The organism is Lysinibacillus sphaericus, assembly GCF_000600105.1.
GTDB classification, from domain to species: Bacteria; Bacillota; Bacilli; order Bacillales_A; family Planococcaceae; genus Lysinibacillus; species Lysinibacillus sphaericus.
Genome location: NZ_CP006837.1, coordinates 662523 through 679571 on the forward strand (window position 1 = coordinate 662523; position 17049 = coordinate 679571).

General features: G+C 36.2%; 13 protein-coding genes. 7 read left to right on the forward strand and 6 right to left on the reverse strand.

All coding sequences use genetic code 11. From position 1 onward, the window contains the following. Positions 1-193: 193 nt before the first annotated feature. The 4 genes from T479_RS03015 to T479_RS03030 all read left to right on the forward strand — a co-directional run bounded on the left by T479_RS03015 (position 194) and on the right by T479_RS03030 (position 4885). The gene (locus T479_RS03015; RefSeq protein ID WP_025218623.1) at positions 194-1339 is read left to right on the forward strand and encodes a polysaccharide pyruvyl transferase family protein; all 1146 of its coding nucleotides are present in this window, start codon (positions 194-196) and stop codon (positions 1337-1339) included. Beyond that, positions 1336-2436 (forward strand): glycosyltransferase, encoded by a 1101-nt coding sequence (locus T479_RS03020; protein ID WP_024362452.1) that lies wholly within the window; start codon positions 1336-1338, stop codon positions 2434-2436. The genes T479_RS03015 and T479_RS03020 overlap by 4 nt, the downstream gene beginning before the upstream one ends. Continuing rightward, positions 2433-3971 (forward strand): murein biosynthesis integral membrane protein MurJ, encoded by a 1539-nt coding sequence (gene murJ, locus T479_RS03025; protein ID WP_025218624.1) that lies wholly within the window; start codon positions 2433-2435, stop codon positions 3969-3971. The genes T479_RS03020 and murJ overlap by 4 nt, the downstream gene beginning before the upstream one ends. 314 nt (positions 3972-4285) lie before the next feature. Continuing rightward, entirely contained in the window at positions 4286-4885 is a 600-nt protein-coding gene (locus T479_RS03030; protein WP_025218625.1) for a TetR/AcrR family transcriptional regulator, read from the forward strand. Between the two features lie 154 nt (positions 4886-5039). On the opposite strand, the gene T479_RS03035 is transcribed toward T479_RS03030, so the two are convergent. Both T479_RS03035 and brnQ read right to left on the reverse strand, forming a co-directional pair. Next, positions 5040-6428 carry a S41 family peptidase gene (locus tag T479_RS03035; RefSeq protein WP_025218626.1) on the reverse strand — a complete coding sequence of 463 codons (1389 nt, stop codon included), beginning with the start codon at positions 6426-6428 and terminating at the stop codon, positions 5040-5042. 109 nt (positions 6429-6537) lie between these two features. Continuing rightward, positions 6538-7860 (reverse strand): branched-chain amino acid transport system II carrier protein, encoded by a 1323-nt coding sequence (gene brnQ, locus T479_RS03040; protein WP_025218627.1) that lies wholly within the window; start codon positions 7858-7860, stop codon positions 6538-6540. A 251-nt stretch (positions 7861-8111) separates the two neighbouring features. Between brnQ and T479_RS03045 the strand changes: the two genes are divergently transcribed. Further along, the gene (locus T479_RS03045; RefSeq protein ID WP_024362457.1) at positions 8112-9011 is read left to right on the forward strand and encodes a C40 family peptidase; all 900 of its coding nucleotides are present in this window, start codon (positions 8112-8114) and stop codon (positions 9009-9011) included. A gap of 166 nt (positions 9012-9177) precedes the next feature. On the opposite strand, the gene T479_RS03050 is transcribed toward T479_RS03045, so the two are convergent. Both T479_RS03050 and secA2 read right to left on the reverse strand, forming a co-directional pair. Next, complete coding sequence (locus T479_RS03050) at positions 9178-10077, reverse strand: accessory Sec system S-layer assembly protein (protein ID WP_024362458.1); 900 nt, start codon at positions 10075-10077, stop codon at positions 9178-9180. 2 nt (positions 10078-10079) lie between these two features. After that, positions 10080-12440, reverse strand: coding sequence for an accessory Sec system translocase SecA2 (gene secA2 / locus T479_RS03055; protein ID WP_025218628.1), 2361 nt, complete (start codon positions 12438-12440; stop codon positions 10080-10082). 225 nt (positions 12441-12665) lie between these two features. Between secA2 and T479_RS03060 the strand changes: the two genes are divergently transcribed. Beyond that, positions 12666-13709 (forward strand): glycosyltransferase family 4 protein, encoded by a 1044-nt coding sequence (locus T479_RS03060; protein ID WP_024362460.1) that lies wholly within the window; start codon positions 12666-12668, stop codon positions 13707-13709. A 185-nt stretch (positions 13710-13894) separates the two neighbouring features. Here T479_RS03060 and T479_RS03065 read toward each other — a convergent pair whose 3' ends face one another. Further along, positions 13895-14953, reverse strand: coding sequence for an LCP family protein (locus T479_RS03065; RefSeq protein WP_024362461.1), 1059 nt, complete (start codon positions 14951-14953; stop codon positions 13895-13897). A gap of 145 nt (positions 14954-15098) precedes the next feature. Next, positions 15099-15734 (reverse strand): YigZ family protein, encoded by a 636-nt coding sequence (locus T479_RS03070; RefSeq protein WP_024362462.1) that lies wholly within the window; start codon positions 15732-15734, stop codon positions 15099-15101. 165 nt (positions 15735-15899) lie between these two features. Here T479_RS03070 and T479_RS03075 point away from each other — a divergent pair, with 165 nt between their 5' ends. After that, the gene (locus T479_RS03075) at positions 15900-17048 is read left to right on the forward strand and encodes a sensor histidine kinase (protein ID WP_025218629.1); all 1149 of its coding nucleotides are present in this window, start codon (positions 15900-15902) and stop codon (positions 17046-17048) included. The last annotated feature ends 1 nt before the right edge of the window (position 17049 follow it).

The window sequence follows — 17049 nt, forward strand, 5'->3', positions numbered from 1 at the left end:
ATGACTAGCAGAAGCAAAAATAAAGTAGTACTTTTTTGCTGTTTTATAGGATTTAGTATTGTCATAAGGTGCTAGAAAAGGGGGGAATCTCGTTGAAATTCGGGGCTCCCCTTTTTTTTACTATTTTTAAAAAGAACGAATAAGTGCAATTGTGGTATAATCTCTGTATTAAAAAGTAAAAGGATGTTTTTTAATGAAAATAGGCATTGTGGGGAATTACGGCAATGATAATAATGGTGATGAATCAATATTATACGGCATTCTTCAACAAGTAAAACAAACATTTTCGGTAACGAGTGACGACATTACCGTTTTTAGTAATAACACACAACAAACATCCGCGCGTTATGGGGTACATAGCTATCCATTGTATTATAAAAAGGGCAACTTATATAAAACGTTTATCCATACGTATAAAAATAACAAACAATATGTAGCAAACTTTGACCTCCTCATTATTGGTGGTGGTGGTATTTTAATGGATTTTTATAAGCGTGAGGCCCATCTTTATGGAACATATGCAATGATGGCAAAACAAAATAATATTCCCTACATTATTTACGGATGTGGTGCAGGACCACTAGATACATTTTCAGGAAAAATTAGTATCCGTGTTATGTGTCGTTATGCAGCAAATATCTCTGTGCGTGATCCTCAGTCTAAAAAACTTTTACACAGTATTGGGGTCAAAAAACCGATAGAAGTCATTGGTGACCCTGCATTTACGTTAAAAGGGGAGCGCAAAGATTACGCGGAAAAGCCAATAAAAATTGGTGTTTCAGCTGTTCCGTACTATAATGCAAACTATTGGCCAGAAGGAAATGTAGCAAAATACGATGCATATGTAACAGGTATGGCGAAAAATTTAGATCAAGTCATTTCTGAGCAAAACGTTCACATTACATTTTTTGCAACAAAGTTTCCGCAAGATGTAACCGTGACAAAAGATATTCAGAAAAAAATGCAACATCATGCTCATACAGAAATAATTGAGGAAAATCTTGTGCCTGAACGTTTACTTGAAGTTACAGGCGAGCAAGATATTATAATTGGTACGCGTTTACACTCGCTAATATTGGCGACCAATTCAGAGACTCCCATTATTGCTGTATCCTATCATACAAAGGTGCAGGATTTTATGTCCTTTGTCGGCGCATCAGATCGATGCTTACAGATGCAGGATATAGAAGATGATGAGAAAGCTCTTTCTAAATTAGTTGGCAAACTAAGTAGCAATTGGGAACAGTCAATTGCAGAGACGAAACAAATTGCTACACATATTCATAAAGAGGCCATGTATGGTCAGGAATTAATGAAAAAGGCAGTGACACGTCTATGAAAAAAATACTCGTCATTAGTAATATGTATCCTTCATCTGATCATTTATCATTCGGTATTTTTGTAAAAAACCAAGTGACAGCACTTGAAAAAGCTGGACTAGACGTTGAAATAGCAGTGAATACAAACCCAGCTACAGGCAAGAAAAACACAATTGTCAAATATGCTAAATGGGGATTTTCTACATTAATGAAGGGTTTGAAATATCGAAAATCAATCGATGTAACACATGCACACTATGTGTTTCCTTCAGGGATGTTATCGTTACTTTTAAAGAAAATGTTTGGTATACCGTACATTGTTACTGCTCATGGTGGGGACATTGAACGTATGGCAAAGAAAAATGCGAGAATTCGCAATTGGACAGCGAGCATTTTACGTGAAAGTGACCATGTTATTGCAGTAGGTCCCGTGTTAGCAAAACAAATCGAGCAAGACTTTGATATAGCACCCGACAAAATCTCTGTTGTTAGCATGGGTGTCAATCGTCATGTATTTTCAAAGGGGAGCCAGGCTGAAGTACGTCAACAATTGCAATTAGCGAAAGAACCATTTATTTTTCTTTTTGTAGGCAATGTCATTAAGCAAAAAGGCGTTGAGGAACTTTTGCAGGCATTCCAAATGTTAAAAACAAAAGTGGAGCGACCTATCGAGCTAAAAATTATAGGATCTAGAAGAGATGAAAGTTTTTTCCAATCCTTGCAACCATTCTTCAGTGAAGACGTCAAATTTATAGACCCACTAAAACAACAAGAACTTGTAAAGTGGTTCCAGGCAAGTGATGTCTTTGTGTTACCATCACATTTAGAAGGTTTTGGTCTTGTAGCATTAGAGGCACTAGCAACAGATACGCCTGTCATCGCTTCTAAAGTAGGTGGGCTTGTATCGCTACTTGGTGAAGGGGCCGGGCATTTAGTGGAGCCTGGGAACGCTATGGCTTTATCTGAGGAGATGCTGCGTGCAGTGAACACGCCGAAAGATCAATATATGAATCGTGAAGCGGTTAATGAAATATTAGCTATTCACGATGAAAAAAATATTACAGCTAGATGTATAGACATTTATAAGTCGGCCATTAAAGGTAGGGATGACTTATGAATAAATTTATTAAAATTGTAGGGGCAGTAGCGATTATTAATATCGTTGCCCGGGTTTTCGGCTTTTTACGTGAAATAATTATCGGTATCCAATTTGGGAGCTCCCATACTGCGGATAGTATTTTCACAGCTTACACCATCCCGAATTTTTTATATTTAGTAGTTGGTGGTGCTTTTACGACAGCCGTTATCTCAATTTATAATCGAGAAACAACAGACCGAGCATTATTTGTAAAACAGTCCTTTACGATTGTACTGTTGACTGTGTCTATTATGACGATTATTTTATTAGCATTTACCAATCCCATTATGGATATGTTTAATCAAGGTAAAAATAAGGAAGATTATAGTCAAAGTGAGTTAGATTTATTGAAAAACTTGTACTTTTGGATGATGCCTTCATCTATCTTACTTGTTTTATCTTCTTGGTATAGTGGTTTACTGAATGTCAATGAAAAATTCCACTTATCGAGCTTTGCCATTTTAATTTACAACGCGATTTTCTTAGTCATTGCCGTTGGGTTATCTCAAATTGAAAGTATTAAAGCACTTGGATACGGTATAAGTGCCTTAGCTAGTGCGGCGATTATGTTGTATTTCTTAATAATTGGTTATCGCAAATTAGATTCCCATAAAGTCGGGTTTTCATTTGAACATAATATCTCCTCCAAGCAGCTTTGGATTATGGTCTTACCAATTATGCTTGGAGGAGCGACAATTCAATTATATGCTTTGTTACAGCGTATTTTTGCTGGTATGCTTTCAGAGGGGGCTGTGGCAGCTGTGAACTATTCTTCCAAGCTAATGCAATTCCCGCAAGCGATTTTAATTACAGCTGTGACAACAGTAATTTATCCAATTTTGAGTCAAAAAGAAGCCAACAATGACCTTGTGTCAATCAAGAGCCTTTATTCTAAAGGGCTACACTATCTACTATTGCTACTTGTACCAGTAACAATATATTCTTATTTTTACTCAGAAAACTTGGTTCAGGTGATATTCCAGTATGGTAATTTTGATGCAAAATCAACAGCGATAACTGCACCTGTTTTAGCAATATTCGTGTTGTCCATGTATTTCTTAGCGGCGAATACGTATATCACGCGTTTCTATTATGCAAAGGGCGACTCCATGGCGCCAGTTATTTTTAGTTTAATCAATGTATTTGGTGTCAATATTGCTGTTATTATGTTGATGGTTGAAAATTACGGTGCTGAGGCAATTGCATGGGGCACATTAATAAGTTCCATTACAAACTTTATGATGCTAATTTTTTATGCAATACCTAAATATGACTTGAAGATGGGCATCTTTAGCAAAGAGTTACAATTTTTCAGAGCAATGCCACCAATAATAGTCATTGCTGTAGTTATGTATTACTCCAGCCACTATTTAGTATTTGAATATAAGTGGTTAACGTTTATTGTAGGTCTAGCTATCTTTATTGCTGTCTTTGTAGGTTCCTACTTAGTATTTGGCATCAAAGAAGTAAAAGAATTTACGGATAAACTGAAAAAGAAGTTATTAAAGCAATAATCATTATGGTTAAAATAAAATGCACGAAAAGCATGTTGGAAGTAGTACTTCCAGCATGCTTTTTGTATTTCTTGTCAAGCATAAATCAATTTTGTTTAAGGTAATGCTTTTAGCTTATTACATTGCTTTTCAATAGATTAGAAAAGTACCAAACATCATATTTTGTTGAATATGCATAGTGTAATTTTTGGAATTATATTATAATTAACATTATTCAGATAGTGAAAAGTAAAATGTTGGGTTTTGTGATGGTTTACTATTTAAAATTAATTTTTAAACAGGGTAATAATTTTTAACAGAGTAAGGTGACAATGATGGCAAGAGGTAGGAAAATCAACTCAAACGGTGAAAAAAGTAAACAATTATTACTGGAAAAGGCTGTGGAGCTTTTCGCTGAAAGGGGATACCATGCTACGAAAATAAGCGATATAGTGAAAGCAGCAGATGTAACACAGCCCACATTTTATTTATATTTTAAAAGTAAAGAATCGCTTTATGAGGACTTAAACATACAATTTCAGCTTGGGTTTTATGAGATTATGGACAATCATTCCGAACAGGCTGAAAAAGGGCTGGAAGGCTTTATTCATATGCTAGAACATAAATTATATTTGATGTTTCTCTATATTATTGAAAATCCAAAGTTAACGAAAATTGGCTTTTTTGAATCGAAACAATCATCAAGCGTTAAATCGCAGCTTACACAGCGATTTATTGAGCTAGTTTATCGACATGATTGTGATAGATTGTTTAAATTACAAAATATCGATATCAAAATAGTTGCGGATAGTTTTGTTGGCTCTTTTGAACGTTTAATATTAACGAATTTACTAGAACAAAAAAGCAAGCCATGTGAACTTGCGCGAAATTTAGTTCATGTCTTTTTTATATTAAAAGAACCTCCATATGTGTGATAGAAAATGAAATCCTTCTCAATACAGAGAGGGATTTTTTATTTTCGTTCCAGACGCGCTCGTGGTTGGGGCATATAAAAGGGCTGGTTATTAAAAAAAGCGTTTGATTCCCGCTTTGGAGCGACAATCAAACGCTTTTATTCATGGCTTGTTGTTAGTTAGTTACTGCAATATGAAGATAAATACCTTTTTGCAGTTTGTCACCTGTAGGTTTTTGAATAGTTGGATGAACGAGCAACATATATTCTTGGCCTTTTCCCAAAGGATTTTTAGGTGTAACGAGTAAGGAATTGTCTTTTCCTACTTTTGTAGTAATTGGAATTTCGTCTCCGCCTAAAGCAATAAGCTGTACACTGCCTTCAGGAATTGGTGAAGTGAAGGCTTGCGAAAACTTAACTACAAATGTTTTTGTAGTTGGTACATTTTTTAGGCTTACTAGTTCCTGATACTCTTTGTATTGTGCTTTAATGGCATCGTAATGAGCTTGGAAGAGTGGTGCAGTCTTCGTTTGAATAGTTGGTTTCACGCCTACTTCGTTAATCGTTTGACCAGCAGGACCTGTAAATTTACCCACAGTAAGCTTTAAATAACTACCGTCATGTAATTCAAAGAAACCTTGCATTGCGCCTTTACCATAAGTAGTTTCACCATATAGAATCGCCGATTGTTGATCTTGTAACGAAGCTGCAAGCATTTCTGAAGCACTTGCACTATAGCGATTTACTAAAATACGTGTATCTGTTGGGAATTTCATGTTTTGTTGTACTGCACGCACTTCATAAGAGGCATGGGCTTCCTGTAATAAATAGGCGATTTTTGCTTTTGGGAATAATCCAGTCAGCTGTTCAGCTGTTGCAACATAGCCCCCACCATTATTTTGTAAATCTAAAATAAAAGAAGTAGCACCACGTTGCTTAAGCTGAGTCAGTGCGTCTTTCACTAGTTGTGCGCCATCTTCAGAGAAAGAAGACATTGCTATGTAGCCAACATCACCAAACAATAAAGCAGATTCTACGTTTGGTAGTGTGAATTTTTTACGTGTAATAGTTTTAGTAGAAGTAGTCCCATTCTCGTGTAATAGCTTAACTTGCACATCGGTGCCTTCATTACCGATTAGCAGGGAAGAGGCTTCCTGAGTTGAGCTATCTACAATGGATTGACCATTAATGCCGATGATTATATCTCCTGCCACGACACCAGCTTCAGCTGCTCCACTTTCTTCAATTACTTGTAAAATATGAATGCCGTCATCATGCTCTTCAATAACAACACCAATACCGATTGTCGACATATTAATGCTATTCATAAATTCTTCAAATTCTTGCTTAGTAAAATATGTTGAGTAAGGGTCTAACATATTAATGATTTCTGAAATAGTTTTCGCATTTTGTAAGTTACCGTTTACTTTACCAACATAATTTTCCGTAATGATTTCCTTTATTTCCTCAACGAGTTGCTGTTCGTTATTTGCAGCAGAAGCGTTTGATAAAGGAAATAGGATAACACTCAGAATAAAAATGAAGGACCATAATACTTTTTTCATAAGACACCTCTTTTCTAATGACTTATGTTTATTATACATGAATTACCAAATTACAGCGAATGAAAACAGACACGTCTATAAAAGGAAGACGTGTCTGATTGTTTGAAGTTTAGTTTTTCTTAAAAAGCTTATGAATAATAAAACCTATAATTGTACCAATCATTGCAGGAACAAGCCAACCAAGGCTTTGCTCATACAGTGGCAAAATATTTAAAATATTCTCATAAGAAGTAAACGTGATTTTCATCTGTTTTAAGCCATCGTAAAGACTGACAAAGAATGTCGGAATTAACGCCAACACATAAACAATTCGTCCACCTTTAAAGAAATGATCGACAAGTGATAACACCATCAGTACGATTGCAAGCGGATAGATAATCAATAATACTGGAAGTGAAGTATTAATAATTGTCGATAATCCAACATTTGTAATTGCTACACTAAATAACGTAAAGACGATTAAAAATGTTTTATATGAGATTTGTGGAAATAGCTTATTGAAAAACTGTGCATTGGCTGTTAATAAGCCAACAGCAGTAGAAATACAAGCTAATAAAATCGTAACCGATAAAATAATACTGCCAAAGTCGCCAAAAAGGTATTCTGCTGATTTTGCAATGATGACGCCACCATTATCAGATGTACCAATTGCTCCAATGCTTGTATTGCCAATATAGCCAAGTGAAATATAAACAAAGGCCAAGCCAATAGCAGCAACAATCCCTGCAAAAATGGTTGTTTTGACTTGCTTTCTAGTATCGTTCATTCCCATACCACGTAATGCCTGTAAAATAACAATACCAAATACGAGAGCACCAAGAACATCCATCGTTAAATAGCCTTGTACAAAACCTTCGTAAAATGGTGAATCCGTGTAATTTCCAACCGCTGTGCCTGATTCACCCATTGGGGTAATAAAGCTCTTAACAGCTAGTAGTAAAATAACAATTAAGAGCGCAGGGGTTAAAATTTTCCCTACACGATCGACAAGTTTCGATGGGTTGAATGCTAAATAAAGTATTAAAGCAAAAAATACTATAGATGTAATGAATAGTGGAGCCCAATGTTCTTGTGCTGCCTCTGAAAGAAATGGCACAATGCCGATTTCATATGACACAGAGCCTGTACGTGGAACAGCGAAGAACGGCCCAATTGCTAAATAGACAATTGAAGTGAATATGATACCGAAAATTGGATGAACACGACTGGCAAGTAGTTGTAAATCGCCGCCTGCTTTTGCAACTGCAACGATTGCCAGTAAAGGTAAGCCTACGCCTGTTATTAAAAAGCCAACCATGGCTGTTGTAATATGTTCACCAGCTTGTTGCCCGAGCAACGGTGGAAAGATAATATTACCTGCCCCTAAGAACAAGGCAAAAAGTAATAAGCCTACAGCTAAATTCTCTTTGATGAAAACTAAGATGTTTCTCATAAATAATAAAAACTCCTTTATAATTGAAAAGCTAAAACTTTCTAAAAATTTTAAATACAGAAATGTATGTTATCATAGGACTATTAAACTTGCAATTATTACAGTAATGCTAAACAGTCGGATTCTGTAGTATTATATAGGATTGATAAATTGTTTGAAAAATAGTCAGTATTTCCGATTTTTGTTTTGACAATTCTTTAGTATGATAGACACACAAGGAAATATTCTAACATGAACGGAGGCTATTGGATATGCTTAAATCAAAAAAATTGAGAATTCTCGCTTTAAGCACTATTGCTACTTCATTTTTTGCGATACAAAATGCTGAAGCTGCAACATATACAGTACAAAAAGGCGATACGTTATCCAAAATCGCTCAAAGTCATCAAGTGACGATACAAGATATAAAAAAATGGAATAATCTATCGAAGGATACGATTTATGTAGCACAAAAGTTAGAAATTACAAAGCAGGCAACAGCTGAAACAGGAAAACCTTCAAAACCAACAACTACTACACCTTCAAAACCTTCAACTGCTGTTCATACAGTTGCGAAAGGTGATACATTATCAAAAATCGCCAAGCAATATAATGTGACAATAAAGGAAATAAAAGAGTGGAATGGCATAGAGAACGACACGATTTATATTGGACAAGTATTGAAAATTTCTCCAGTAGCTGTCGTACCCGAGGATGATACAGTACATAATAATGTAACTACAGATACGGGGACTCCATCAAAAGTAACAACAAAAGATCCTACAGCGAATGGACAAGCTATTTACAAAAAGACAGTGGAAGTGGCGAATACTTTAATTGGAACACCTTATCTTTATGGCGGTAATACGCCTGAAGGTCTTGATTGCAGTGGGTTTATTTATTATGCATTCAATCAAAGTGGTGTGAAAATAGCGAGAGATAGCAGCGAAGGCTACTTTAATGGCAGTACAACACATGTGAAAAATCCAGTGCCAGGGGATTTAGTATTTTTTGAAAATACTTATAAAGAGGGCATTTCTCATATGGGTATTTACCTTGGCAATAATAAATTTATCCATGCGGGTACAGATGGTGTGGAACTATCGGATGTGACGTACTCTTATTGGTCAACTAGATTAGTAGGGTATAAACGATTCGATACAGTAAAATAATGAACAGGCGATTTTTGCATTAGGGCAAAAATCGCTTTTTTATTTGATTGAATGAGTCAATCGCCACTAACAACGTGAGAATCGCCAGTAAACCAGGGCAAATCGCTCCGTACATCTAGGAAATCAAAAATCCTTCTTTCCGTAGAAAGAAGGATTTCATTTATTATTATTGTGTTACACGTGCTGTCCAGCGAGATAAGTCTGCTTGTTGTGCATCAACTAGTTCAGCTGGGAAGATGAATGTCCAAGGTTTTGTTGAATTTGGTTGGACAGTTAGGATTGGATCCATTTTAAATGATCCTTTGGCAATTTGTTTACCTGTTGCGTCGATAATTTCTAGCGGTAATTGTTCTAGATTAATTGCTTTATTGTGACCGTTACGGATAAAGATTGAAACATTCAGGTTACCATTATCAGCAAGTTTTGCTTGCAGACCAGTAAAGTTAACTTCTGTTTCACCTAATTTCGGTAAAGTATTAACGATTTTAGCAAGTTCTTCTTTTTGTGCTGCTGGTAATTGTTGTTCCCATGACGGATCTAATTCTAATTGGTGACCGCGTAAAGATACAAGGTTAAATGCGATTTTCCAACCATCTTCTGGCACTTCGTCTACTTTGATCGTTGATTTTTCAAATTCAAAAACCCATGGACGAGCACTTTCAGCTGGAATTGTGCCTAGCGCTTTAAAATCGAATTTTTTAGATGCTACAAGCTCATCGTTTTTATCCATAATGAATAATTCAATTTCACCTAACTCAATTGCTTCGGCTAATGATGAGCGGAAAAATGCACGAACAAGCCATTTACCTGTGCGTGGCTCATCTTCAATACTAATAGAAGATAGCGATAATTGATTCGGTTTTAATGGCTCTAGCTCATTTGCAAGGAAGTTAAAAATATACTTTTGTTCTTGTGGTACATTCCATTCAGGATGGAATGACAGCTTCGTTACAACATCACGATTGTCCCCTTTATTTGTAGACGCATTTCCTAGTAAATCTTTTGAGTCAATTGTATTTTCTTGTACGATTTTATCTGATTTTTTAAAGAATGAAAATAAACCCATTATTAAACCTCCTGTTGTCCTTCAACCATTTTCATGAAGCCTGTAATTTCAATAATAATAGAACGACGCAATTCTTGGAAATTCTTTCCAAACAATTCAAGTCCTTCTCGTTGGTAAATGCGCATCGGATCTTCTTGTTGATAGTGACGTAAGCCGATACCTTCTTTTAAATGAGCCATTGCTTCTAAATGTTTCACCCAGCCACTATCTATATAGCTCAACATTACTTGTGGAATAACCGTCATGACTTCATCATTTTCTGCGAATTTCTCCATATGATCTAGCAGTTCTTGTTCAGAAGGCTGTATATCCGCTAGAATTTGTTTTACTTTGCCAACTTCACGATCAATTGTAACCGGAGTAATGAATAATGAATTCAATGCACTTTCCATTTGGTCATAATTCCATTCTACAGAAGGGAGCTCTTCAGGTGCAGCATCGCGTACTGCAAAATCGACCGTTTCACGCAGCATTTTTTGCAGCTCTCCCATTACATCTTCACCAGCTAAAATTTTGTCACGTAAACCATAAATAACAGTACGTTGATCATTAATAACATCGTCTAATTTTAAATTGTATTCGCGCATGCCATATTGTGAGCCTTCTACAATACGTTGTGTACGGTTGATAAGCTCCTGAACATCTTTGTTTTGGATGACTTCATTTTCATCTACAATCATTTTTGCTGTGAATTTTTCAACTTCTTCTTTTGCATAACGGCGGAACATATCATCTTCAATAGAGAGAATGAAGCGACTTTCACCTACGTCACCTTGACGACCAGAACGTCCGCGTAGCTGATTATCCACGCGGCGGCTTTCATGTTTTTCTGTACCAATTACGTAAAGACCACCAAGGGCATGGACATCGTCACCTAACACGATATCTGTACCACGACCAGCCATATTGGTTGCAACCGTAATACGACCTTTTTGACCAGCTTGCGAAATTAGCTCTACTTCTTGCTCAACTGTTTTGGCATTCAGTAATTGGAATTTTAAGCCTTCCTTTTTTAAATGGTCTGCAACGGTTTCAGATTGCAAAATGGACGTAGTACCGATTAAAACAGGTTGCCCTTTTTCATGGCGTCGTTTTGCTTCGGCAGCTACAAATTTATATTTCGCTGCTTGTGTTTTGAAAATAATGTCAGGTTGGTCTACACGTTGACGTGGTCGGTTTGTAGGGATTTGAATAACTTCCATTCCGTACACTTCGCGGATTTCCTTTTCCTGTGTTTTCGCAGTTCCTGTCATTCCCGAAAGCTTCGGATACATACGGAAATAATTTTGAATTGTAATTTGTGCCTGTGCTTTGTTTTCTTCAGTAATCGTTACGCCTTCTTTTGCCTCGATTGCTTGATGTAAGCCATCTGAAAGAGAACGACCTTCTAAAATACGACCTGTGAACATATCTACAAGCTCGATTTTGTCATCCTTCACGATATAATCGACGTCACGCTTGAACATGACATGTGCACGAACCGCTTGGATCACATAGTGATAAAGTGTTTGATGTTCTAAATCGTATAAATTGTCAACATTAAAGGCAGCCTCAACTTTTTCAATGCCTTTATCCGTTAAAGAAGTGGCCTTTGTTTCATCATCAAAGTCGTAGTCTTCTTCTGCTTTAAAGCGTTTTGCTAACATAGCTGCAATGCGGTGTAATTCATCATTTGCAGGCATCTTACCGGCAATAATTAATGGCGTTTTCGCTTCGTCAATAAGCACACTATCAACTTCATCAATGATGGCGAAATGATAAGCGCGTTGTACTTTATCAGCTAAGCTATGTGCCATATTGTCACGTAAATAGTCGAAACCAAATTCGGTACCGACACCGTACGTAATATCAGCGTTATAAGCTTCTTTTTTGTCATTTGGTTCCATCATCGGTACATTTAAGCCGACTGTTAAACCGAGGAAACGATGAATTTGTCCAACAAGCTCATAGTCACGTTTCGCAAGATAATCGTTTACTGTAATGACATGAACACCTTTGCCTTCTAATGCCCGTACATAAGAGGGAAGTGAAGCAACAAGCGTTTTCCCTTCACCTGTAGGCATTTCAGCAATATTGCCTTCAGTTAATACGAGTCCGCCAATTAGCTGTACATCAAAATGACGCATTCCTAAAACACGTTTTGAGGCTTCGCGTACAACTGCAAATGCGTCTGGAATAATGGATGTAATTGGTTCTCCTTGATCTAAGCGATCCTTGAAAATAAAAGTCATTTCTCTTAACTCAGCATCTGACTTATTGACGTATTTTTCTTCAAGATTATTAATTTGTTCTACTATTTTATAGTAGCGTTTTAATTGACGAGCACTTGTTTGCTCATTGTTGCGTTTAAAAATTGAGAACATGAATTTACGCTCCTTTAAAGTTGTCTAAATGCTAGACACATCATTATTCTATCAAATTTTACGAATGATGACTACATTTGACATTAAGTAATAAAGGTAGAATAATAGAGAAAAATGGAAAATGTGAAATAGCGGAAAATGATTAGAAAAAGTATATTTCAGAGCATGTTCGTGCTATAATCAAATTGGATTCAAATGTAGATTATTTTTTTGAGGAGGAGAGACATGCTTTACGTGTCTTTAATAGCAGCATTCGTTGCTTCCATTTTGTTAACTCCACTAGTTAAACGTTTAGCGTTTAGAATAGGTGCCGTTGACGCGCCAAACTATCGAAAAGTACATGCACGTATCATGCCAAGGCTCGGTGGTCTGGCAATTTTCCTTGCGTTTTTAATAGGTGTGGCGGTCCTACAGCCACAAAGTCAATATAGTTTAGCGATTATTATCGGAGCTTGTATTATTGTAGCAACAGGTGTCATTGATGATATGCGTGAAATATCAGCGAAGGCAAAAATGCTCGGTCAAATAGTTGCTGCACTAATCGTTATTTTTGTAGGCGGTATTCAAATTGACTTCATTAACTTGCCATTTGGTGGGCAATTAGATTTTGGTTTTCTAAGTATTCCGTTCACTATATTGTGGATTGTTGGTATTACGAATGCAATAAACTTAATTGATGGCTTAGACGGATTAGCTGCAGGCGTTTCTTCTATTGCACTTATTACTTTATCTGGTATGGCCTTTATAATGGGCGATATGTTCGTATTAGCCTTTGCAGCAATTTTAGCAGCAGCTACAATTGGTTTCTTATTTTATAATTTCCATCCAGCTAAAATCTTTATGGGAGATACTGGGGCATTATTTTTAGGCTTTATGATTTCTGTCTTGGCTTTATTAGGATATAAAAACTTTACAATCATTTCGTTAATTATCCCAGTTATTATGCTAGGTGTACCGATTTCTGATACATTCTTTGCAATTGTTCGTCGTTACCGAATGAAGAAAAAATGGTCTGATCCAGATAAATCTCATTTACACCACCGATTATTGGATATGGGCTTTACACATCGACAAACGGTACTTATTATTTATGGCATTGCAATGATGTTTGGTTTAGCTGCCATTATCTTCTCAATGGCAAAGTTATGGGGAGCTATTTTACTAATTACGGTCATCTTAATTGCAATCGAAATTTTTGTTGAAGTCATTGGACTTGCTGGTAAAAACTATAAACCGCTATTAAATTTCATGCGGATATTCAATAAATAACAAAAGAACTGCTGTAGACAAACTCGAATTTGAGTTCGTCTACAGTTTTTTTTCAGTAAAATATGGTTTTCGCGGGTAAAGTATCGTGAATCGCGGGTAAAACACTAGATTTCGCGGGTAATGAACCTGATACACAAAAAAGCCTTTCCGCTATCAAACTTCGATAGTGGAAAGGCTTTTTATTTTTATTGCGCTGACTCGTTTGTTGAACTGTCATCGCCAGCTGCATTGTCTTTATCAGTATTACTATTTGTTAAAGCAGAAGACGATTTTTTTCTTGCAAGGTGGTTGTTAAGAATTTCAGATACATCATCAACTGATTGTTGGTCTAATTGATAATAATAAACACCTGTAGACATATCGTCGTTACCTTCTAATGTTAATGAATCAATACGTGGCTTACCTTTTGTTAAATAAGACAGGAAGGATTTCATTTCACTAAATGTCATATTTGTCTTCATGTTATCGCCGATTGCTTTAATAACATCGTCGTATTTTGTAATAGAATCAACAGATGCTACTTTATTTGTGATAGCAGTTAAAATTTCTTGTTGACGTATACCGCGTTGGATATCGCTATCTTGCTTACGTGTACGTGCAAGTGCAAGTGCTTGACTACCGTTTAAATGCTGTAAACCTGGCTTGAGGTTGATTGTATTACGATCAAATTCATCTTTTTCATGTAGAGCATATGGTACTTCTGCTTCGATACCACCTAAAGCATCCACGACATCAATAAACGCATTGAAGTTCATGCGGACATAGTAATCAATCGGAACATCAAAAAGTTTTTCAACCGTTTCAATTGTCGAAAGCGTACCACCTAACGCATGGGCATGAGTAATTTTATCTTTATAGCCTACTGAAGGGATATAAACGTAAGAATCACGAGGGATACTTAACATTTTAATAGTTTTCGTAGTATTGTTTAAAGTTGCAAGAATCAGTGCATCTGAGCGTGAGTTTTCAGAACCTTGCCCACGATTTTCACTATCATCGACACCAACAAATAAAATCGACACATTATCATTAACTGGCTCTACTTTTTCTTCTCGTAAAGCAGAGACATCTCGACCTTCTAATACTTCATGTGCTGAGTTGGCTGCGTGTTCAGCTTGCTTTGTAATATAAACACCATAGGCCGTAACGCAAATTAGTAAACTAGCAACTAGAAGTAATGCTACTTTTATAATCAAAGAAGCTTTAGAAGACCTCTTCTTCTTTTTTACATTCGTTCTTTTCATATATGGTATATTCTCCTCTTGATTTTGGGAATAATTATGCAATTGAGCTAAAATTTATTCAAATTAGCACATGGGCGTAATTGATTAAGCGAGCTCAATATTAAAATTATACTATGGACCTTCAGGATTAGACAATTAAAACTATTTATTTCACAATAAATTCGATAAATTGCGCATGCTCAAAAGTGATTGTTGCTTGCCCATTCGTAAGTTCTGTCATCCAATGACGAAACTGATCTTCTTCCTCTTTTAACACCGAAACAATGATTTCGACACCTTCCAAGTAGTTAATTTCTTCTAAAGAATATCCAGAGTTGCGAACCTCATTTTCCACTTTTCCAAGCCATGTGTAGTCAATTGCAATTTTCATAAGGTGATGAAGTTTTCGTTCGACAACTTGTGCAGCGAGTAATCCTTCTGTTGTTGCTTTACCGTAAGCACGAATAAGACCGCCGCCGCCTAATTTAATGCCACCGAAGTAGCGTGTGACGACAACGACCGTATCCTTTAAGCCTTGCTTTTTTAAGACTTCTAACATAGGGACGCCAGCGGTGCCACTAGGTTCCCCATCATCATTCGCTTTTTGAATATGATCATGCTCGCCGATAATATAGGCAGAGCAATTATGAGTCGCATTATGATGCATTTTTTTTATGCGTTCTATAAAAGTCATTGCATCCTCTTCGGTTTCAGCGCGTTCTATATAAGTAAGAAAGCGAGATTTAGATATTATAATTTCGCTTTCTCCGTAGCCTTTTACAGTTAAATAGTTCTCTCTCATAAGTGTCATTCTCCTTTAAAATAGGGTTGTATGCTATAAATTTCATAAAGAAAAAGCATTAATTTTTAGCATTGTGATGCTATAATAGGTTTAGACTTAGATTCTATGAAATTGGTCTTTCAAAATACTATGTGATAATAAGGACATTAGACTGGGGAGTACACAATGTTTTCAAATGATACCTTCGATTTAAAGTCGCTTGATGACGTATTCAATCGAATGTTAGAAACAATTATGAGCTCTAAAGATGATATTTTCATTATAAGTGAACAAAGCCGAAGAAGCTTTGAAGATATGCAACAAGAGCTAGAAATTGTTCGAAAACAAATTTCAATTGTCATCGATGAAGGCGATGCTTTAGAAAAAAGCACGCAGCTTGCTAAGCAAAGACTTGTGTTAGTGAGTAAAGCTTTTGATAATTATACCGAAGAACAAGTTAGAGATGCATATGAAACGGCACATGATTTTCAATTGAAGCTCTCCGTCATTAAAACACAAGAAAAGCAACTTCGCGACAAAAGAGATGATTTAGAGCGACGTTTAAGAGGCTTACTCGATACAATTGAACGTGCTGATCATATTGTCAATCAAGTAAATGTTATTTTAAATTATTTAACGTCTGATTTAAAAAATGTTGGGTTAGCGCTTGAACAAGCGAAAATGAAGCAAGATTTTGGTATTCGAATCATCGCTGCACAAGAAGAAGAGCGAAAACGTTTATCAAGAGAAATTCATGATGGACCTGCTCAAATGATGGCCAATGTCTTAATGCGTACGGACTTAATAGAAAGAACGTATCGAGAGAAGGGCATTGAATACGCTATAGCTGAAATTGCTGATTTGAAGAAAACTGTGCGTAATGCACTGTCAGAGGTGCGACGCATCATTTATGATTTACGACCTATGGCGCTGGATGATTTGGGCATTGTGCCGACATTAAAGAAATATTTGTCGACTGTGACCGAATATAATCCAGGAGTAGAAATTCATTTTCAGTCAAGAAGCACAGAACAACGTATTCCTTCAAATTATGAAGTATCCATTTTTCGCTTAGTGCAAGAATGTGTAACAAACGCCATGAAGCATGGGAAATGTAAGGATATTTGGGTAAAACTTGAATGGTTGAACGATGCGGTAAATGTTGTCGTGAAAGATGATGGCGTAGGGTTCGATCAAAAAGTTGTGAAAGATCATTCCTTTGGTATTTTAGGAATGCGAGAACGAATTGAAATATTAAATGGTACAATCTCAATTGAAAGTGAGATAAATCGAGGCACTACTGTATTATTTAAAATTCCGTTAGAAGTAGAGTAAA

Excerpts from the sequence above, each read along its gene's own strand:
- T479_RS03065 (WP_024362461.1), bottom strand. The coding sequence starts at position 14,953 with ATGAAAAGAACGAATGTAAAAAAGAAGAAGAGGTCTTCTAAAGCTTCT.
- T479_RS03035 (WP_025218626.1), bottom strand. The coding sequence starts at position 6,428 with ATGAAAAAAGTATTATGGTCCTTCATTTTTATTCTGAGTGTTATCCTA.
- T479_RS03015 (WP_025218623.1), top strand. The coding sequence starts at position 194 with ATGAAAATAGGCATTGTGGGGAATTACGGCAATGATAATAATGGTGAT.
- T479_RS03075 (WP_025218629.1), top strand. The coding sequence starts at position 15,900 with ATGTTTTCAAATGATACCTTCGATTTAAAGTCGCTTGATGACGTATTC.
- T479_RS03045 (WP_024362457.1), top strand. The coding sequence starts at position 8,112 with ATGCTTAAATCAAAAAAATTGAGAATTCTCGCTTTAAGCACTATTGCT.
- T479_RS03020 (WP_024362452.1), top strand. The coding sequence starts at position 1,336 with ATGAAAAAAATACTCGTCATTAGTAATATGTATCCTTCATCTGATCAT.
- T479_RS03070 (WP_024362462.1), bottom strand. The coding sequence starts at position 15,734 with ATGAGAGAGAACTATTTAACTGTAAAAGGCTACGGAGAAAGCGAAATT.
- T479_RS03050 (WP_024362458.1), bottom strand. The coding sequence starts at position 10,077 with ATGGGTTTATTTTCATTCTTTAAAAAATCAGATAAAATCGTACAAGAA.
- murJ (WP_025218624.1), top strand. The coding sequence starts at position 2,433 with ATGAATAAATTTATTAAAATTGTAGGGGCAGTAGCGATTATTAATATC.
- T479_RS03030 (WP_025218625.1), top strand. The coding sequence starts at position 4,286 with ATGGCAAGAGGTAGGAAAATCAACTCAAACGGTGAAAAAAGTAAACAA.
- secA2 (WP_025218628.1), bottom strand. The coding sequence starts at position 12,440 with ATGTTCTCAATTTTTAAACGCAACAATGAGCAAACAAGTGCTCGTCAA.
- T479_RS03060 (WP_024362460.1), top strand. The coding sequence starts at position 12,666 with ATGCTTTACGTGTCTTTAATAGCAGCATTCGTTGCTTCCATTTTGTTA.
- brnQ (WP_025218627.1), bottom strand. The coding sequence starts at position 7,860 with ATGAGAAACATCTTAGTTTTCATCAAAGAGAATTTAGCTGTAGGCTTA.